We start from the raw sequence: 19,167 nt of genomic DNA on the forward strand, positions 1-19,167 counted from the left end.
CGCGCTCCGAGGCTGCTCCGAGTGCGCCCCGAGAGCCGCTCCAGTGCTCTTCGAGAACGGGGGAACACTCGTTCAGGAGCGTGGGAACAGCCGTTCCAGCACCACCGCGACCCCGTCCTCGTCATGGCCGGGCGCCTGTTCGTCGGCCACCGCGACCAGGTCCGGATGGGCGTTGCCCATCGCGACCCCGTATCCGGCCCAGTTCAGCATCGGGATGTCATTGGGCATATCGCCGAAGGCGATGGTCTCCGCGGGGGTGAAGCCCATCCGGTCCGCCGCCCGTTGCAGCCCCACCGCCTTGGTCACACCCGCGGGCAGCACCTCGATCATCCCCTTCTCGGAGTGGGTGACGGCCACCTCGCCCCCGCCGATCCGCTCGGCGACCGCCGTGACCAGCGCGTCCGGCAGCTCCCGGTGGCGCATCAGCACCTTCTCGATCGGCCCGGACCACAGCTCCGCCCGGTCCGCGGCCACCCCCCACCCGGGCCGTATCCGGTCGGCGAAGCGCGGGGTGACCACGAAGCGGTTCTCGGGCGCGGCGGTGACCACCGCGAGCTCCAGCGGCCCCGCGCCCAGTTCCTCCTCCGTGCGCTCCACCACCGAACGGGCCAGCGCCCGGTCCAGTGCCGCGGAGACCAGCAGCCGGTCCGCGCAGGCGTCGTAGAGCTGTGCGCCCTGTCCGCACACCGCGAGCCCCCGGTAGCCGATCGCGACCAGGAACTCCCGGCAGGACGCGGCCGGACGCCCGGTGACCACCAGATGCCGTGCTCCGGAGCGCCGGGCCGTGGCGAGCGCCTCACGGGTGCGGACGGAGACCGTCAGATCGCCGCGCAGCAGCGTTCCGTCCAGATCGGTGGCCACCAGCGGGAAGCGCGGTGGCGCGGTCCGCGGGCGGGGGAGCATGGGAGCGGTCCCGGCGGTGGTGGCTGAAGTGGCGGCGTCGGCGGTGTGCACGGTGCCGGTGGTCCCTTTCGTCACGCTCGTCGTGCCCGGTCCGCGAAGGGGCACACCCCGGGCCGCGGACTCCGCGTCGAGCCCCTGGAGTCGGTGGAGAACGGCACCAGAATGGCGGGCCGGAAAGAGACGATCAAGCTGTGCAGGCAGCGGCGATCACACCGGGCGGAGACGGGGCCCGACCCGGCCCCTCAGGCCGTCCGCAGCTCGCCCTCGCGCTCCGCGGCCGCCATCCGGCGGCCGCTCACCTGCTTGGGCAGCCGGGCGGGCGTGGTGCCGTACCAGAGGTAGGACAGCGAGAAGCCGACGGACAGACAGAGGACACCGCCGACCGCGTCCATCCAGAAGTGATTGGCCGTCGCCACGATCACCAGCAGGGTGACCGTGGGATAGAGCAGTCCCAGCGCCTTCACCCACACCGGCCGGGCCAGGGTGGCGACGGCGATACCGCACCACAGCGACCAGCCGATGTGCATCGAGGGCATCGCCGCGTACTGGTTGGACATCGCGGCCAGGTTTCCCGAGGCCATCGAGCCCCAGGTGCGGTGCGCCACCACGGTGTCGATGAAGTGGCCGCCGTGCATCAGCCGGGGCGGGGCCAGCGGGAAGAAGTAGTAGCCGAGCAGCGCCACGCCCGTGGTGGCGAACAGCACCAGCCGGATGGCGGCATAGCGGCCGGGGTGCCAGTGGTAGAGCCACACCAGCACCCCGAGCGTCACGACGAAGTGCAGCGTGGCGTAGTAGTAGTTCATGCCCACGATCAGCCAGCCGATCGAGTCGATCGCTTGGTTGACACCGTGTTCGAAGGCCATGCCGAGCCGGTGCTCCCACCGCCAGATCCAGCCCGCGTTCCGCAGGGCCTCGGACTTCTGCTCGGGGACCGCGTTGCGGACGAGGGAGTACGTCCAGTAGCTGACGGCGATGAGGGTGATCTCGAACCAGAGGCGGGGTCTGCGGGGGGTGCGCATCCGGGCCATCAGCGTGGTGTGTCCCGCCGGGCGTGCCCCGGTCGCCGCGATGGGTGGCGGGGTGGCCGTCCGGCCCTCCGGAGTCCTCACAGTCGCTTCACCCATAGGGCAACAGTCTGCCAGACGCGACCCCCTGACAGACCGTCCGCACAGCGGTTCCGGGTCGCATATGTGCCGGTTCGGGGGGTCCCTTACGGGGTGTACGGCGCCTTACGTCCGGCTATGTCGTCCGCTCCGCCGCGGCGCTGCGCGCCGGGTGGCCGTGGGCCGAGGCGGTCGAACCGCGGACGACCAGTTCGGGGAGGAAGACGAACTCGCTGGGCGGGGCCGGGGTGCCGCCGATCTCCTCCAGCAGGGCCCGCACCGCGGCCTGCCCCATCGACTGCACCGGTTTGCGGATGGTGGTCAGCGGCGGATCGGTGAAGGCGATCAGCGGGGAGTCGTCGAAGCCGACGACGGAGATGTCCTGAGGGACCGCCAGATCCCGCTGCCGGGCCGCCCGTATGGCCCCCAGCGCCATCATGTCGCTCGCGCAGACCACCGCCGTACAGCCCCGGTCGATCAGCGAGGATGCCGCCGCCTGACCGCCCTCCAGGGTGAACAGCGAATGCTGGATCAGCTCCGCGGACTCCTCCGGCCCGAGCCCGAGCCGGTCCCGCATGGCCTGCTGGAAGCCCTCGATCTTGCGCAGCACGGGGACGAACCGCTTGGGCCCCAGCGCCAGCCCGATCCGGGTGTGGCCCAGCGAGACCAGATGGGTGACGGCCAGCAGCATCGCCGCCCGGTCGTCGGGGGAGATGAACGGCGCGCGCACCGCGGGCGCGTAACCGTCCACCAGCACGAACGGCACACCCTGGCCGCGTAGCTGGTCGTAGCGCTGCATATCGGCCGAGGTGTCCGCGTGCAGTCCGGAGACGAAGATGATCCCGGCCACCCCGCGGTCCACCAGCATCTCGGTGAGCTCGTCCTCGGTCGAGCCGCCGGGGGTCTGGGTGGCCAGCACCGGGGTGTAGCCCTGTCGGGTCAGCGCCTGCCCGATCACCTGGGCGAGCGCGGGGAATATCGGATTCTCCAGCTCGGGCGTGATCAGTCCCACCAGACCCGCGCTGCGCCGGCGCAGCCGCACCGGGCGCTCGTAGCCGAGGACGTCCAGGGCGGCGAGGACGGACTCGCGGGTCGCCGCGGCCACCCCCGGCCTGCCATTCAGGACGCGGCTGACGGTGGCTTCGCTGACCCCCGCCTGGGCTGCGATGTCAGCGAGCCGTGCGGTCATGGGATTGGACTGTACCGGTCGTATGTCAGATTGCCCACCACGCGCAGCAATCAGGAGGAATGCGCACCGTAGCGGCACGGTACGCGAGCGGCGCGGAGGACAGCAGCGCGCGCCCCGGAACGGGAAGCTCGACCTCCTCCCCGAGGGTGTTCAGCGTGCACAGAAACCCCGGTCGGGACAGCGCCAGCACCCCCGCGGGGGCGTCGAGCCAGGTCATCCGGCCGTCACCGAGGCCCGGCAGCTCCCGGCGCAGCGCGAGTGCCGAGCGGTACAGCTCCAGCGTAGATCCGGGGTCGCCGGTCTGGGCCTCGACCGAGAGTCCGGCCCACTCCGCGGGCTGCGGCAGCCAGCTCCCCCCGGGGCCGAAGCCGTGGCTGGCGCCCGAGCGGGACCAGGGCAGCGGCACCCGGCAGCCGTCACGGAAGCCGTCCTGTCCGTCCTGTCCGTCCTGGCCGTCGGGGGAGGTGCGGAAGAACGCCGGGTCCTGGCGGCACTCGTCCGGCAGATCCACGACCTCCGGAAGGCCCAGCTCCTCGCCCTGGTAGAGGTAGACCGAACCGGGCAGCGCCAGGGTGAGCAGGGCCGCGGCGCGGGCCCGGCGCAGGCCCCGCGCAGGGCTGCCCTCGGCGTAGCGGGTGGGGTGCCGGACCACGTCGTGGTTGGAGAGCACCCAGGTGGTGGGGGCGCCCACGGACGCGGTCGCGGCCAGCGACTCGTCGATCACCGTGCGCATCGCCGCCGCGTCCCAGGGGGACTTGAGGAACTGGAAGTTGAACGCCTGGTGGAGCTCGTCGGGGCGGACGTACAGGGCCAGCCGCTCGGGGCTGGGCGCCCATGCCTCGGCGACCCCGATCCGGTCACCGGGGTAGGAGTCCAGCAGCCGCCGCCAGGAGCGGTGGATCTCGTGCACCCCGTCCTGGTCGAAGAAGGGCAGCACCTGGGAGCCGATCAGCTTGGCCTGTTCGGTACGGCCGATATCGGGCATCCCGGCCGCCTTGACCATGCCGTGGGCGACATCGATACGGAAGCCGTCCACGCCCAGGTCCAGCCAGAAGCGCAGCACCGAGTCGAATTCCTCGCGCACCTCGGGGCTGTCCCAGTTCAGATCGGGCTGCTCGGGGGCGAAGAGGTGGAGGTACCACTCGCCCGGGGTGCCGTCGGCACCGGTGGTGCGGGTCCAGGCGGGGCCGCCGAAGACCGACTCCCAGTCGTTGGGCGGCAGTTCGCCGTCCGCGCCCCGGCCGGGCCGGAAGTGGTAGCGGGCGCGGGCCGGGCCGCCGGGCTGCTCGGCGAGGGCCGCGCGGAACCAGGGGTGCTGGTCCGAGGTGTGGTTGGGCACCACATCCACGATCACCCGCAGTCCCAGCTCATGGGCGGTGCGGACCAGGTCGTCGGCGTCGGCGAGGGTGCCGAAGAGGGGGTCGACCGCGCGGTAGTCCGCGACGTCGTAGCCCCCGTCGGCCTGCGGGGAGGCGTAGAAGGGGGTCAGCCAGACGGCGTCCGCGCCCAGCGCGGCGAGATGCGGCAGCCGTGCGCGGGCCCCGCGCAGATCACCGATGCCGTCGCCGTCGCTGTCGGCGAAGGACCGCACATACACCTGGTAGATGACGGCGTCGCGCCACCAGCCGGGCCCTCCGGACGGTCGCGCGGTGTCGGCCTGGAGGGAGGTCGTGAGCTCCTGGGTCATAACCGCGAACGTAACAGCTCTGCAATGCCTTGCGGAAGAGATTGCAGAAGCGGGCGAGGCGCCCCTGAGCGCGCCCCGGCGCGTGTTCTCCGCGTTCACGGGGGTAGGGGCGGACATCGGCAGGACACGCGGACGTAACGAATCCGGGTGCCTTGCAGAAAATTCCCGCAAGGTCTTTCGAGTTTCTTGCAGCCCTGTTACGTTCCTCGGCAACCCGGGGCCGCGATGACGCGGCCGGTCTTGGAGGAGTTCAGATGCGACGTGGCATAGCGGCCACTGCGCTTGTCGCGGCCATGGCGCTCGCGGCGACCGCATGCGGCGGTGACGACGGTGACAACGGCGGCGGCAAGTCGGGCGGCAAGCTGTCCGGCACCGTGACCTACTGGGACACCTCGAACGAGGCCGAGAAGGGCACCTACAAGGAGCTCGCCCTCGGCTTCGAGAAGGAGCACCCCGGCGTCAAGGTCAACTACGTCAACGTCCCGTTCGGCGAGGCGCTGGCCAAGTTCAAGAACGCGGCGGGCTCCGGCGGCTCCGGCGCGCCCGACGTGCTGCGCACCGAGGTCGCCTGGACCCATGACCTGGCGAACATCGGCTATCTGGCCCCGCTGGACGGCACCGCGGCGCTCGACAAGGAGTCCGACTACCTGCCCAAGGCGGCCGCCGGTACCAAGTTCAAGGGCAAGACCTACGCGGTGCCGCAGGTGATCGACACCCTCGGTCTCTTCTACAACAAGAAGATGCTGGGGGACGCCGGGGTGGAGCCGCCCCGGAGCTGGACCGAGCTCAAGGCCGCCGCCAAGAAGATCAAGAAGAAGACCGGCAAGACCGGTCTGTACCTCCGCGGCGATGACGCCTACTGGTACCTGCCCTTCATCTACGGCGAGGGCGGCGATCTGCTGGACACCAAGGCCAAGAAGGTCACCGTCGACGACGAGCCGGGTGTGAAGGCGTTCGCCGCCGCCCGGGACCTGGTCACCTCGGGGGCGGCGGAGACCGACGCCACCGACGGCTGGGAGAACATGCAGAACGCCATCAAGAACGGCGACGTCGCGATGACGGTCAACGGGCCGTGGGCGATCGAGGACACCCTCGCGGGCAAGGCGTTCAAGGACAAGTCCAACCTCGGCGTGGTCCCGGTGCCGGCCGGCGGCGACGGCCAGGGCGCCCCGCAGGGCGGCCAGAACCTCACCGTCTACGCGGGCTCCAAGAACCTGGACGCCTCCTACGCCTTCGCCAAGTACATGAGCTCGGCGAAGGTGCAGGCCAAGACCACCGAGAAGCTGAGCCTGCTGCCCACCCGCACCTCCGTCTACCAGGACCCGAAGGTCGCGGCGAACGCCAATGTGAAGTTCTTCAAGGGCGCCGTGGACAAGGCCGTCGAGCGCCCCTGGATCCCCGAGGGCAACAGCCTCTTCCAGGCGATCCTGGTGCAGTTCCCCAACGTCCTGACCGGCAAGACCTCGCCCGAGAAGGCGGCGGGCGCCGTCGGCGACGCCTACCGCAAGCTCCTCAAGGGCGACTGGAAGTAAGGACCGGCAACGATGGCTGTCGACACCAGCCGGTCGGTGCGTCCGGCCGCGGGCGCCAAGGGCACCCGCGGCCGGGCCCGCGGGACCGGGGACACCCCGCCAGGCCGGATCCGCTCCGCGCTCTCCCGGCACTGGTACGCCTGGGCCATGGTCGCGCCCGTCGTGATCGTCATCGGGCTGATCATCGGCTATCCGCTGGTCCGCGGCGTCTATCTGTCGCTGACCGATGCCAATGAGGCCAATGTCGAGCGCACCATCGGGGTCAACCACATCCCCGCCACCTACGAGAACGTGGGCCTGGACAACTTCCGGGCCATCCTGGAGGACGAGGTCTTCTGGGACCGGCTGAGCTGGACGGCCACCTGGACCCTGTCCTGCGTCATCGTCACCTTCGTACTCGGCCTCGGCCTCGCCGTCCTGCTCAACCGCCGGTTCGCGGGCCGCGCCGTCTACCGGTCGCTGCTGATCCTGCCCTGGGCGGTGCCCGCCTTCGTCTCCGTCTTCGCCTGGCGGCTGCTCTACAACGAGAAGAACGGCATCCTCAACAAGGTGCTGGAGGGCGGTGGCATCGACGGGGTGCCCTGGCTGAACGACCCCACCATGGCCAAGGTCTCGGTGATCGCCGTGAACATCTGGCTCGGGGTGCCGTTCATGCTGGTGGCCCTGCTCGGCGGACTCCAGTCCATCCCCGGTGAGCTCTACGAGGCGGCCGAGATGGACGGTGCGAGCCCCTGGCAGCGGTTCCGCCACATCACCCTGCCCGGTCTGCGGTCGGTCAGCTCCACCGTGGTCCTGCTCTCCACCATCTGGACGTTCAACATGTTCGCGGTGATCTACCTGCTCACCCGCGGCGGTCCGGGGGACAGCACCGAGATCCTGGTGACCTACGCCTACCGGCTCTCGTTCGTCAACAGTCCCCGAGATTTCGCGGGCGCCTCCGCCTGGGGCGTGCTGATCCTGGTCATCCTCATGCTCTTCGCGGTGGTCTACCGCCGTTCGCTCCGCAAGCAGGGAGAGGTCTGGTAGCCATGCGCGACCGCCGCCGCAGCCCGCTCGCCTCCGTCGGGCTGCACACCACCCTCGTCATCGCCTCCGCCGTGGCGGTCTTCCCGCCGCTGTGGCTGCTGGTGACCTCGTTCAAGCCGAAGAGCGAGGCGTTCGGCACCGATGTGGTGAAGAACCCCACGCTGGCCAACTACCAGCATGTGCTGAACGACACCGAGTTCCTGACCTGGTTCGGCAACTCGCTGTTCATCGTCGTCGTCACCACGGTCCTGGGCGTCTTCGTCGCGGCCACCACCGGCTATGCCGTCAGCCGCTTCCGGTTCCCCGGGATGCGCTCGCTGATGTGGCTGCTGCTGATCACACAGATGTTCCCGGTGGCCATCCTCATCGTGCCGCTCTACAACATCATGTCGACGCTGGGCTGGCTCAACCAGCCGATCTCGCTGATCGTCACCTACCTCACCGTGGCCGTGCCGTTCTGCGCCTGGATGATGAAGGGCTTCTTCGACACCATCCCGGTGGAGATCGACGAATCGGGCCGGGTCGACGGCCTCAACCCGTTCGGCACCTTCTGGCGGCTGGTCGTCCCGCTGGCCAAGCCCGGCCTCGCGGTCACCGCCTTCTACACCTTCATCACCGCCTGGGCCGAAGTGGCCTATGCCTCGGCTTTCATGACGGGCGAGGAGAACCTCACCCTCGCCTCGGGCCTCCAGACCTTCGTCAACCAGTACACCTCGGACTGGGGTTCGATGACCGCCGCCGCCGTCATGATCGCCATTCCGGCCGCCCTGGTCTTCTCCTGGGCCCAGCGCCATCTGGTGGCCGGTCTGACCGCCGGTGCCACCAAGTCCTGACCCGCGCGACCGACGTGCGAACCGACTCTTTTCGATGAATCCAAGGACGACATGACGCAGTACCTCGCCGACCCCTCGGCCGCCACGGCACCGGAGTCCCCCGGGACTCCCGGCCGCCCCGGATGGTGGCGCGACGCGGTGATCTACCAGGTCTATCCGCGGAGCTTCGCCGACGGCAACGGCGACGGCATGGGCGACCTCCAGGGCGTCCGCGCCCGGCTGCCCCATCTGAAGGCACTGGGCGTGGACGCGGTCTGGCTCAGCCCCTTCTACGCCTCCCCGCAGGCCGACGCCGGATACGACGTCGCCGACTACCGGGCCATCGACCCGATGTTCGGCACCCTGCACGACGCCGACGCGGTGATCCGTGACGCCCATGAGCTGGGTCTGCGGATCATCGTCGACCTGGTCCCCAACCACTGCTCCGACCAGCACCTCTGGTTCCGCAAGGCGCTGGCGGAGGGCCCCGGCTCCCCGCTGCGCGCGCGGTTCCACTTCCGCCCCGGACAGGGCCCGGACGGCGAACTCCCGCCCAACGACTGGGAATCGATCTTCGGCGGGCCCGCCTGGACCCGCACCGAGAACCCCGACGGCACCCCCGGCGAGTGGTACCTGCACCTCTTCGCCGCCGAGCAGCCCGACTTCAACTGGGACCACCCGGCCGTAAGGGACGAGTTCCGCTCGGTACTGCGGTTCTGGCTGGACCTCGGTGTCGACGGCTTCCGCATCGATGTGGCCCACGGTCTGGTCAAGGCGGCGGGACTGCCCGACCTCGGCCGCGCCGGACAGCTCAAGCTGCTGGGCAACGACGTACTGCCGTTCTTCGACCAGGACGGGGTGCACGCCATCTACCGGAGCTGGCGCACCGTCCTGGAGGAGTACCCCGGTGAGCGCATCGGGGTCGCCGAGGCGTGGACCCCCACCACCGAGCGCACCGCGCGCTACGTCCGCCCCGACGAGCTGCACCAGGCGTTCAACTTCCACTTCCTGGGCGCCGAGTGGGACGCGGAGCGGCTGCGCGAGGTCATCGACGATTCCCTGGACGCGATGCGGCCGGTGGGCGCCCCCACCACCTGGGTGCTCTCCAACCACGACGTGGTCCGGCACACCACCCGCTACGCCGACGGCGACCCCGCGCGCGGACTGCGCCGGGCCCGTGCCGCGACCCTGCTGATGCTGGCGCTGCCCGGCTCCGCCTATCTCTACCAGGGCGAGGAGCTGGGCCTTCCGGAGGTCACCGACCTTCCCGACGGGGCGCGCCAGGACCCCGCGTTCTTCCGCACCTCCGCCGACGGGCAGACCGGGCAGGACGGCTTGCGGGACGGCTGCCGGGTACCGATCCCGTGGGCGGGCACCGAGGCCCCGTATGGCTTCGGCCCCCGTGCGGGCGGGCCGAGCTGGCTGCCCCAGCCCGAGAGCTGGGCCGGGCTCAGCGTCGAGGCCCAGACCGGACGTCCGGGCTCCACGCTGGAGCTGTACCGCGAGGCGCTCACCGTGCGCCGGGCTCATCCGGCGCTCGGTGCGGGGGAGTCGGTGGAATGGCTGGCGGCACCCGACGGGGTGCTGGCCTTCCGCCGCCGGGCGGGCGGTGACGGCCCGGACTTCGTCTGCACGGTCAACACCACCGGTGAGCCGGTCGCGCTGGCCGCTCCGGGCCGGGCGCTGCTGGTCAGCGACGGGGAGCTGCCGCGCGGCGAGGGCGAGGTCACCCAGGCCCCCGACACGGCGGTCTGGTGGGCGGTGTGAGCGCGCCCCTGCCGCCCCGGCTCGCCGACATCGCCGTCCAGGCACAGGTCAGCGAGGCCACCGTCAGCCGGGTGCTCAACAGCAGGACGGGGGTCGCGGACGCCACCCGGCAGCGGGTGCTCGCGGCCCTCGACGTCCTCGGCTACGAACGGCCGGTGCGGCTGCGGCGGCGCAGCGCCGGGCTGGTGGGCCTGGTGATCCCCGAGCTCATCAACCCGATCTTCCCCGCCTTCGCGCAGGTCATCGAACAGGTGCTGGCCGGACACGGCTACACCCCGATCCTGTGCACCCAGATGCCCGGCGGCGCCACCGAGGACGAACTGGTGGAGCAGTTGGAGGAGCGCGATGTGGTCGGCATCGTCTTCATGTCCGGACAGCACTCCGACACCACCGCCGATCCGGCCACCTATCTGCGGCTGGCCGAACGCCGGGTGCCGTTCGTGCTCATCAATGGCTACCACGAGGGCATCCGGGCGCCGTTCGTCTCCCCCGACGACCGGTCGGCGGCGCGGATGGCGGTGAACCACCTCGCCGCCCTCGGGCATGAGCGGATCGGGCTCGCGGTGGGGCCCGCGCGCTACGTTCCGGCGCGGCGCAAGGTCGAGGGGTTCACCGCGGCGATGGGCGAGGTCTTCGGCCTGCGCCCCGCCGAGGCCGGGGAGCTGGTCCGGCACACCCTGTTCAGCGTCGAGGGCGGACAGGTGGCCGCGGCCGCGCTGCTGGACCAGGGCTGTACGGGCTTCGTCTGCGGCAGCGACCTGATGGCGCTGGGGGTGATCCGGGAGGCGTCCCGGCGCGGTCTGAGCGTCCCTGGGGACGTCTCGGTGGTCGGCTTCGACGACTCCCCGCTGATCGCCTTCACCGATCCGCCGCTGACGACGGTCCGTCAGCCGGTGCAGTCGATGGCCACCGCGGCGGTGGGCGCGCTGCTCGAGGAGCTCGCCGGGAACCCGGTGCAGTGCACCGAGTTCGTCTTCCAGCCCGATCTGGTGGTGCGCGGATCCACCGCGCAGGTCCGCCGCGGCGGTTGACCCCGCGGGGCGGCTGACCGGGGGACACCTAGATCCAAACGACACGGCCTGGGGGAGATGACCGGCCCGACCGGCCGGGCGCGTGGGGCCCGCGCACGGGCCCCCGGCCGGCCGGACCGGAGACGTGCCTGAACGTAACACCGCCGCAATCGCTTGCGAAAGGTCTTGCAAGAAGGAATCGTCCGCGCCCCGGACCACGAAGGAGTCCCCACCCCGTGAACCGCACCCTCCGCCGGACCGTCGCCGCCCTCGCCGCCCTGGCGCTGTGCACGGCGGCCGCCCCCACGGCACAGCGGCAGCCCGCCGCCGCGTCCGACAAGCCCCCCACCGCCGACGCCCAGTGGATCGACCGCGCCACCGTGGTCTGGAAGGCCGAGGCGGGTGAGACCACCGTCGAGGAACTGCGCTCCTCGCGCGGCGGGGCGCTCCGGCTCTCCCCGACCACGCTGACCGCCGCCCAGAAGGCCGCCCATCCCCATCTCGCGGCCTTCCCCGCCTTCTCCGTCGACCCCCGGGACCGCGGCAGGGCCGCCACCGCGCTGCGCGGCCATGTCACCGCCGTCCAACGGGCGGCCACCGGCGACCACCGGGTCCTGCGCCGCACCGATGTGCAGATCCCCGGGGTGCTGGACGACCTGTACGCGTCCGCCGCCCGCCGCGCGCACCTCGGCCCGGTCTTCCACGACGGCCGCCCCACGCTCTCGGTCTGGGCGCCCACCGCCGAGAGCGTGGCGCTCGAACTCGACGGGCGCACCGTCCCGATGCGACGGGACGCGGCCAGTGGAGTCTGGCGGGTCACCGGCGGTGCCGACTGGCGGAACAAGCCCTACCGCTACCGGGTCCAGGTCTGGGCACCCACCGTCCAGGAAGTGGTCACCAATGAGGTGACCGACCCCTACGCCACCGCCCTGACCGCCGACTCCACCCACAGCCTCGTCACCGATCTGGCCGATCCCGGGCTGGCCCCGGCCGGCTGGTCCTCGCTGGAGAAGCCGGCCGCGGTGCCCGCGCGCGACGCCCGGATCGAGGAACTGCACATCCGCGACTTCTCCATAGCGGACCGCACCAGCGCCCACCGCGGTCAGTACCTCGCCTTCACCGACCGCCGCTCGGACGGGATGCGGCAGCTCCGGCGGCTCGCCCGCGCCGGTACCTCCTATGTCCACCTCCTCCCCGCGTTCGACTTCGGCACCGTCCCCGAGCGCCGCTCCGCCCAGGCCGAGCCCGGCTGCGCACTGGACTCCCTGCCCGCGGACTCCGAGCGGCAGCAGTCCTGTGTCGGCGAGACCGCCGCGAAGGACGGCTTCAACTGGGGCTATGACCCGCTGCACTACACCGTGCCCGAGGGCTCCTACGCCAGTGACCCCGACGGCCCGGTCCGCACCCGTGAGTTCCGGCGGATGGTGGCGGGCCTGAACCGCACCGGGCTGCGCACCGTGATGGACGTCGTCTACAACCACACCGTGGCCTCCGGACAGGACCCCCGGTCCGTACTGGACCGGATCGTGCCCGGCTACTACCACCGGCTGCTGGACGACGGCACCGTGGCCACCTCCACCTGCTGCGCCAACACCGCGCCGGAGCACGCCATGATGGGCAAGCTGGTGGTCGACTCGGTGGTCACCTGGGCCCGGCAGTACAAGGTCGACGGCTTCCGCTTCGACCTCATGGGCCACCACCCCAAGGCCAACATCCTCGCCGTCCGCAGGGCGCTGGACGCCCTCACCCCCGCGAAGGACGGTGTGGACGGCAAGGCGATCCTGCTCTACGGCGAGGGCTGGAACTTCGGCGAGGTGGCGGACGACGCCCGGTTCGTCCAGGCCACCCAGCGGAACATGGCGGGCACCGGCATCGCCACCTTCAGCGACCGGGCCCGGGACGCGATCCGCGGCGGCGGGCCGTTCGACGAGGATCCGCGGGTCCAGGGGTTCGCCTCCGGTCTGTACACCGACCCCAACTCCTCACCGGCCAACGGCACCCGCGAGGAGCAGCGGGCCCGGCTGCTGCACGCCCAGGACCTGATCAAGGTCGGACTCTCCGGCAACCTCGCCGACTTCACCTTCACCGACACCACCGGCCGCCGGGTCAAGGGCTCCGAGGTCGACTACAACGGCGCCCCGGCGGGGTACGCGGCCGCCCCCGGCGACGCCCTCGCCTACGCCGACGCCCACGACAACGAAACCCTCTACGACGCGCTCACCTACAAGCTGCCCGCCCGCACCCCGGCCGCCGACCGGGCTCGTGCACAGGTGCTCGCGATGGCCACCGCCACCCTCTCCCAGGGCCCGGCGCTCAGCCAGGCCGGTACCGACCGGCTGCGCTCCAAGTCCCTGGACCGCAACTCCTTCGACAGCGGCGACTGGTTCAACGCCCTGCACTGGCGGTGCCGGGACGGCAACGGCTTCGGCCGCGGACTGCCCCCGGCCGCCGACAACGAGGCGAAGTGGCCCTACGCCAAGCCCCTGCTGACCGACGAGGCGGCCCGCCCCGGCTGCGCCGAGATCACCTCCGCCTCCGCCGCCTACCGCGACCTGCTGCGGATCCGCACCACGGAGAAGGCGTTCAGCCAGGCCACGGCCGCAGGGGTGCGGCGGGCGCTGTCCTTCCCGCTGTCCGGGACCGGTGAGACCCCGGGCGTCATCACCATGCGGCTCGGTGATCTGGTGGTGGTCCTCAACGCCACCCCGGAGCGGCGCACCCAGACCGTGGCCGACCTCGCGGGCACACCGTACGCACTGCACCCGGTGCAGGCGCACGGCGCGGACCCGACGGTGCGGACCTCCTCCTACGAGCGGTCATCGGGCACCTTCGGCGTCCCGGGCCGCACGGTCGCGGTCTTCCGGCGGTAGCCCGCCGGGCGCGACGGGGACCGGCTCAGCGCAGGGAGTCGAGCCGGTCCCCGTCGGCCAGCCGGGCCTTGAGGTCGGCGTGCGCCCCGGCCGTGGCGGGCAGGGTCAGCTCCCGGCCCCAGGCCCGGCCCCGGACCCCGCCGCTCGCCGCGATCGAGGTCACCTGACGGCTGCCCGCCGCCAGCAGGTACCACCGCCCGGACTGCGACTTCCACAGCACCCCGGCCAGCACCCGCGGCTCGCGCGGACCGCACGCCGGGGAGTCGTCGGCGCTCGCCGCCACGGCGCCCTCGGCGCCCCGCCGCACGCCCCAAGGCTGGAACTGGGCCAGCACCCGGCTGCCCCGGCCCCGCCAGGTCTCCGCCCGGGTGCACAGCCACGCCGCCCGGCCGCCCGCCTCGGGCAGCGACTGGGCCGCGAACCGCCAGGTGTTCACCCGGCGCACGCCCCGGGCCTGCATCACCGGCAGCCGGCAGGCGGTCCGCGCCCAGCTCATCCGCGCCGCGCGCCCCGCCACATCACGCGGTGTCCGCGCTCCCGGCGGGCCGTAGGTCAGCCGTGCCGGGGAGAGCTCACCGAGGTCGACCACCAGCCGCGAACCCAGTTGCAGCGCGGGCCAGCCACGGCACGGCCGAAGCTGCGGCATCGTCCGCACCGGATCGGTCACCCCGTCCGGGGCGCGGTGCACCGGACGCGCCGGCTGCGCCGGGTGCAGCAGGTCCCGGACCGCGGCCCGGCGCACCCACGGGGCCGTCAGATAGCGCACATTGCCGTCCGTACGGGTCAGCACCAGCGCCGTGGAGTCGGCCGCGTCCGCGGCGTCCAGCCGGGCCAGGTCCAGCGCCACCGCACCGCCGTCGGCGCCGTCCGCCTCCGCGTACCGCGCGATCCGCAGCCCGTCGTAGAGCAGCACCACCGCCGCCTGGTCCACCTCGCCCGCGAAGAGGAGCTGCGGCGGCCCGGACGGCGGCCCGGACTGCGTACCCGCCGTGGTCGAGACCCGCACCGAACGGCCGGGCCGCGCCCAGACCGCCAGCGCGCGGCGCAGCAGCGCGGTGTCGTCCGTGCGCTCACCGCGCGCGGGCCACACCGAGAAGTCCACCCGGCTCGCGGTGCGCCACGCGTCCGGCGTCGCACGGGTCAGCCGGTCCGGATCCAGGGCCCGTTCGGCGGCGGGGTTACGGGCGTACGAGGGGGCCGCGGCGCCGCCCGGCCCCCAGCCGTCGCCCGGCATCCCCAGCAGGGTGCCGCACACCACCAGCGCCACCACGGCCACCAGCAGCGCCCGTAGATGCTGACGGCGGCGCATCAGATCGGTCGGCCGCGCCTGGAGCGAACATGCGTCGAACTCGGCCGACTCCAGCGGTGATCCGTCCCGGCTGCCCGCGGGCTCCGGTACGGCGTCCGCCTCGGCGAGCGCGCTCCGCGCGTCGTCGACCCCGGCGGTCTGGAGCAGTTTGCGCACCTCGCGGTCCTCCAGCCGCTCCAGCTCGCGCAGCACGTACGCGGCGCGGCCGGGGCCGGAGAGTTCGGACAGCGCCTGGTCCAGGGCGAGTTCATCGGCGCCGCCGGAACGCGGGAACAGCCGCAGCCCGAACACCTGCGGCAGCGGCGGCGGAATCCGCCACCAGCGGCGCGGCCCGGCGGCCCGCAGCGCGGTGCGCAGCACCCGCAGCCGTACATAGGCGTAGCCCGCGTCGGCCGCCGCGCCCTTCGTCCCGCGCTGCCACGGCAGTTCGACATCGGGACGCGGATCCTGCCCGGCGCTGCCGGAGCGGTTGCGGGGCAGCGCGCGCTGCGCCAGCGCATGCGCGGCCAGCACCCGCCGGGTGCGTCCCATACCGGGCGGCAGGATCAGATATCCCAGCCGCACCAGCCGCGGGTAGTGCTCGACGATGGCGGCCTCGGCCTGCTCGACGTCGATCGGGCCGGTGGTGTCGTCGTCGAGGGTGGCTGTCGCCTGGTGCTGTTCCACGTCTCACAGAACGAGTGGCGGGGCGGGTTGGTCACCTCACCGGCCCCGCGGCGGTCATCCCGCCGCGGGGCCGGCCGACCGGACCGGGCCTACGCGACCTTCCAGCCGCTGAACTCCACGGTGCCGCGGTCGCCGCTGCCGCCGCCCGCCGCGCTCATGAACATCCCGGCGTCCTGCGCCGCCGCCGCGCCCGGCGCGGTCACCGTCGCCACCTTCCGCCAGGTCGCGCCGTCGTCGGTGGACAGCTCACCGGTGTACGCGGTGGCGGCGGTGCGGGTCAGCCGCAGCAGTACGGGCGCCTTCACACCGGTGATCCGCTGGTAGCTGTCCAGCGTGCCGTCACCGCCGGAGTCGTACGACAGCACCACGCCGTTGGCCGGGGTGACGGACAGATTGACGAAGCCGGGTGAGCCCGCCGTGGCCAGTGCGTTGCGGACCACGATCCCGGCGCGCGCCCACGGGCCGGTGACCGCCTGGGCGTCGACCCGCACCGTCACCGACCTCCCCGCGGTCAGGGCGCCCGCGCGGTAGACCGCGCCGAACTCGGCGGTGCCCTTCCACAGATCCGCGCCCCCGCCGTCGATCGCGAACCGCTGCCCGAGCTGCCCGAAGACCGCGCCGTTGGTGGTGACCGTCCGCCAGCCGTCGGCCAGCGGACCGGCGATCCACAGGGAGCCGGTGCGTACCGCCCGCACCCGCTTCTCCCCGCGCGGCCCGTAGACCACGCCCAGTTCGTAGGGCAGGGCCGTCAGCGGATCCGCGGGCGGTCCTTCGGGGGCGGTGGCGCGCCAGTGGACCTGCCCGGTGCCGCCCGCCCGTACCGAGTCCAGCGAGGTGGGGCCCTGCGGCTCGGGCTCAAGACCGGTCACGGTGAGCCCGAAGTCCACCTGGCCGGTGGCCCGCAGCCCGTTGACGTTGCGCAGCGCGGCGGTGATGGTCGCGGTGGAACCGGGCGGCAGGGCGGCCGGTTCGGTGGTCACGGTCAGCGTGCCCTGGTACGGGGCCCCGGCCAGGGTGTCGTACACCCGCTGGGCGGTGCGGTGGGCGTCGGTCGTGGGCCGTACCGGATAGCTGGTGCGCTCCCGGGTCCAGGGCTCCTCGACGGCGTACCAGTCGAAGGTGCGCGGGGCGCGGCCCTCGGCGAGGGCGTCCTCCAGTTCGTCGAGGTAGGAGCGCCACTGAGGGAGGTGGAAGTCGGCGATCAGGCCGTTCCAGTCGCGGTTGGCGTAGTTGGCCAGTTTGCCGCCGTCGGCGGTGACCCGGTCCGCCCAGGTGGTGATCAGCGTCCGGGCGGCGTGTTCGAGCCGGGCGGACTCGGCCTCGCCGGTGGCCATCCGCTTGGCGTCCTCCAGCCACGGGCCGAGGAGGAACCGGCGGTGCGCACCGGTCATATCATCGCTCAGCCGCATCAGTTTCAGCCACAGCCGGGACAGCGCCCGGAAGGTGGGCAGGTCCTTGCGCCGGTACGCCTCCTGGAGCTGGGGGATGAGCTGCCAGGACCGGTTGGCCAGCGCCTGCCGGGCGATATCGGTCAGATCGTGGCGGTAGGCGTCGCTGTCGCGCAGCGCGGGCGCCACCGCCAGCAGGGCCGCCAGCGCCGGGTCGAAGCCCGCCGGGTCGAACGCCGGGGTGTGGGTGGCGTAGTTGGTGCCGGAGCGGGCGGTGAGGCTGGGCCGGGCGGCGAAGACGGAGTCGTGCGGACGGCCGTCCTTGCTGCTGATCTCGTACGCGGTGTCGCGCAGTGCGGCGTACGCCTCCCGGCCCCGTTCGTCGCGTCCGCCGAGCCGGACGTCCGCGTAGTCCCGGAACCAGGCGGTGCGGTCCACCGGCTCGTCCCGCCAGGCCAGTTCGCTGAAGAGCTCGAAGGCCGCCGGGTCCCGTTCCGCCGCCTCGGCCATGTAGGCCGTGCCGACCAGGGTGCCCCCGGGCTTGTCACGCCACGTCGTGAACCGCTCCGCCCACATATGGGTCTTGGCGCCGATGGTGGTGCGGCCGCCGAAGTTGGGGATGGTGCCGAACGCGTACGGCACCCGGCCCCAGTCCTTCTCCCGGTCGGTCACCGTGTCCAGGTCCGACAGACCGTCCACCACCAGCATCCGGTCGTGGTCCACCGCGTCCAGCAGATCGCGCCGGGGGTTCTCCTGCCAGCCGAGGATCACCCAGGTGGCACCGGGCCGGGAGGTCTGCAGCGCCTTCTCCACCGCGCGGGCGGCGTCGGGCACCGGGACGTCGCCCGGGTCGCCGCCCTCGTGCAGCAGATCCATCTTGAACAGGTCGACCGGGCCGAAGAGCTCGTGCTGGTGGCGGTAGAACGCGGCGGCCACCTTCCGGAAGGACTCGGTGCGCGGATCGAGCCAGTCGGGGCGCTTGAGTCCGGCCCAGTCGCCCTGCGGCACGGTACGCGCGCCCGGATTGCGGTCGGCGAAGCCGTCGGGCACGGTGCCGAAGTAGCCGGGGAGGACGGGACGCATGCCCAGTTCGCGCAGCCGGCCGGTGATCCGGCGCCCCAGCGCGGCCCGCTTGGCCAGCAGTTCGGGGGAGACCGGCCCGCCGTACCCGCTCATGTTCTGGAGCAGCCACCAGGGCTGGTGGGAGGGGGCCGGGAGCCAGCCGCGGGCCTCGGCGTCGGAGTAGCCGAAGTCCTTCAGCAGCCGGTGGTAGACGGCCTCCTGGCCCGGGGTGACCAGCAGTTCGTTGCAGCCGTGCAGGGCCGCGATGTCGATCAGATGCTCCCAGCGGTCCCAGTCCGCGAAGGGGGCCGTGTAGCCGTCATGGGTGTCGTTGAACGCGAAGCGGTGCGGCAGCGTGGTGGAGCGGGCGACCGGGCGGTCCGGCGCGGGCAGCTTCCGCGGCAGTCCGAGCTGATCGCCGGACCAGGTGAGCTGCGCGTGGCAGACGTACTTCAGATACCAGTGGACGCCGGTGAGCAGCACCGCCGGACTGGTTCCGGCCACGGTCAGCCGTCCCGTGGAGCCGGTGACCTCGAACCGTTCCCTGCCGCCGCCGGGCGACAGTGCCGTCAGCCGGAACTGCCCGGCGTGGTCCGGGAGCAGCCGCCGCAGCGCGTCATGCGCGGGCGCGGTGTCGAATGCGGTCACGGCGGGGTCCTGTGGACTGTCCTGTGCCCCGGTCCGGCTCTCCGCGGCGGCGGGGACGGTGCTCCCCAGCGCGGCTCCGGCTCCGAGTGCTCCGGCGGTTCCGATCAGCGTGCGTCTGCTCAGGTCGCTCATGCGCCCCCCAACGGACAACGGCCAAGGGTCCCTCTGCGAACGGCACTTAACCAGTGTTGTGGG

At 72.4% G+C, this 19,167-nt stretch carries 12 protein-coding genes; 6 read left to right on the plus strand and 6 right to left on the minus strand.

Features of this window, described 5'->3' with window-relative positions:
- Nucleotides 1-72: 72 nt before the first annotated feature.
- From NMK44_RS22490 to NMK44_RS22505, 4 genes are all read right to left on the minus strand, one after another.
- On the minus strand, nt 73-903 hold the full coding sequence (locus tag NMK44_RS22490) for an HAD family hydrolase (RefSeq protein WP_254745901.1): 831 nt from the start codon (nt 901-903) through the stop codon (nt 73-75).
- Between the two features lie 242 nt (nt 904-1,145).
- A complete protein-coding gene (locus tag NMK44_RS22495) occupies nt 1,146-2,027 on the minus strand; it encodes a phosphatase PAP2 family protein (RefSeq protein ID WP_254745833.1) in 882 nt (293 codons plus the stop codon).
- A 115-nt stretch (nt 2,028-2,142) separates the two neighbouring features.
- Nucleotides 2,143-3,195: a LacI family DNA-binding transcriptional regulator gene (locus tag NMK44_RS22500; protein WP_254745834.1), complete on the minus strand. Its 1,053-nt coding sequence runs from the start codon at nt 3,193-3,195 to the stop codon at nt 2,143-2,145.
- Between the two features lie 25 nt (nt 3,196-3,220).
- On the minus strand, nt 3,221-4,882 hold the full coding sequence (locus tag NMK44_RS22505) for a glycoside hydrolase family 13 protein (RefSeq protein ID WP_254745835.1): 1,662 nt from the start codon (nt 4,880-4,882) through the stop codon (nt 3,221-3,223).
- Between the two features lie 254 nt (nt 4,883-5,136).
- Between NMK44_RS22505 and NMK44_RS22510 the strand changes: the two genes are divergently transcribed.
- The 6 genes from NMK44_RS22510 (at nt 5,137) to pulA (ending at nt 13,899) form a co-directional block, all read left to right on the plus strand.
- Nucleotides 5,137-6,414, plus strand: a complete 1,278-nt coding sequence (locus NMK44_RS22510; protein WP_254745836.1) for an extracellular solute-binding protein — start codon at nt 5,137-5,139, stop codon at nt 6,412-6,414.
- 12 nt (nt 6,415-6,426) lie between these two features.
- Nucleotides 6,427-7,440, plus strand: a complete 1,014-nt coding sequence (locus NMK44_RS22515; protein WP_254745837.1) for a carbohydrate ABC transporter permease — start codon at nt 6,427-6,429, stop codon at nt 7,438-7,440.
- A 2-nt stretch (nt 7,441-7,442) separates the two neighbouring features.
- On the plus strand, nt 7,443-8,273 hold the full coding sequence (locus tag NMK44_RS22520) for a sugar ABC transporter permease (protein WP_254745838.1): 831 nt from the start codon (nt 7,443-7,445) through the stop codon (nt 8,271-8,273).
- A 51-nt stretch (nt 8,274-8,324) separates the two neighbouring features.
- Nucleotides 8,325-10,019 carry a glycoside hydrolase family 13 protein gene (locus NMK44_RS22525; protein WP_254745839.1) on the plus strand — a complete coding sequence of 565 codons (1,695 nt, stop codon included), beginning with the start codon at nt 8,325-8,327 and terminating at the stop codon, nt 10,017-10,019.
- Nucleotides 10,007-11,050, plus strand: a complete 1,044-nt coding sequence (locus NMK44_RS22530) for a LacI family DNA-binding transcriptional regulator (protein WP_254745840.1) — start codon at nt 10,007-10,009, stop codon at nt 11,048-11,050. Before NMK44_RS22525 ends, NMK44_RS22530 begins: the two co-directional genes overlap by 13 nt.
- Before the next feature lie 215 nt (nt 11,051-11,265).
- On the plus strand, nt 11,266-13,899 hold the full coding sequence (gene pulA, locus NMK44_RS22535; RefSeq protein ID WP_254745842.1) for a pullulanase-type alpha-1,6-glucosidase: 2,634 nt from the start codon (nt 11,266-11,268) through the stop codon (nt 13,897-13,899).
- A 25-nt stretch (nt 13,900-13,924) separates the two neighbouring features.
- Here pulA and NMK44_RS22540 read toward each other — a convergent pair whose 3' ends face one another.
- Both NMK44_RS22540 and NMK44_RS22545 read right to left on the minus strand, forming a co-directional pair.
- Nucleotides 13,925-15,874 carry a hypothetical protein gene (locus NMK44_RS22540; protein WP_254745844.1) on the minus strand — a complete coding sequence of 650 codons (1,950 nt, stop codon included), beginning with the start codon at nt 15,872-15,874 and terminating at the stop codon, nt 13,925-13,927.
- Nucleotides 15,875-15,963: 89 nt separating this feature from the next.
- Nucleotides 15,964-19,104, minus strand: a complete 3,141-nt coding sequence (locus NMK44_RS22545) for an alpha-N-acetylglucosaminidase (RefSeq protein WP_254745846.1) — start codon at nt 19,102-19,104, stop codon at nt 15,964-15,966.
- Nucleotides 19,105-19,167 lie beyond the last annotated feature (63 nt).

The sequence above is a fragment of the Streptomyces cucumeris genome (assembly GCF_024295805.1).
In the GTDB taxonomy this organism is placed as follows: domain Bacteria; phylum Actinomycetota; class Actinomycetes; order Streptomycetales; family Streptomycetaceae; genus Streptomyces; species Streptomyces cucumeris.

Bases quoted from the DNA above. Each gene is read 5' to 3' on its own strand.
- NMK44_RS22490 (WP_254745901.1), bottom strand. From the start codon at position 903: ATGCTCCCCCGCCCGCGGACCGCGCCACCGCGCTTCCCGCTGGTGGCC.
- NMK44_RS22525 (WP_254745839.1), top strand. From the start codon at position 8,325: ATGACGCAGTACCTCGCCGACCCCTCGGCCGCCACGGCACCGGAGTCC.
- NMK44_RS22510 (WP_254745836.1), top strand. From the start codon at position 5,137: ATGCGACGTGGCATAGCGGCCACTGCGCTTGTCGCGGCCATGGCGCTC.
- NMK44_RS22505 (WP_254745835.1), bottom strand. From the start codon at position 4,882: ATGACCCAGGAGCTCACGACCTCCCTCCAGGCCGACACCGCGCGACCG.
- NMK44_RS22520 (WP_254745838.1), top strand. From the start codon at position 7,443: ATGCGCGACCGCCGCCGCAGCCCGCTCGCCTCCGTCGGGCTGCACACC.
- NMK44_RS22495 (WP_254745833.1), bottom strand. From the start codon at position 2,027: ATGGGTGAAGCGACTGTGAGGACTCCGGAGGGCCGGACGGCCACCCCG.
- NMK44_RS22545 (WP_254745846.1), bottom strand. From the start codon at position 19,104: ATGAGCGACCTGAGCAGACGCACGCTGATCGGAACCGCCGGAGCACTC.
- NMK44_RS22500 (WP_254745834.1), bottom strand. From the start codon at position 3,195: ATGACCGCACGGCTCGCTGACATCGCAGCCCAGGCGGGGGTCAGCGAA.
- NMK44_RS22515 (WP_254745837.1), top strand. From the start codon at position 6,427: ATGGCTGTCGACACCAGCCGGTCGGTGCGTCCGGCCGCGGGCGCCAAG.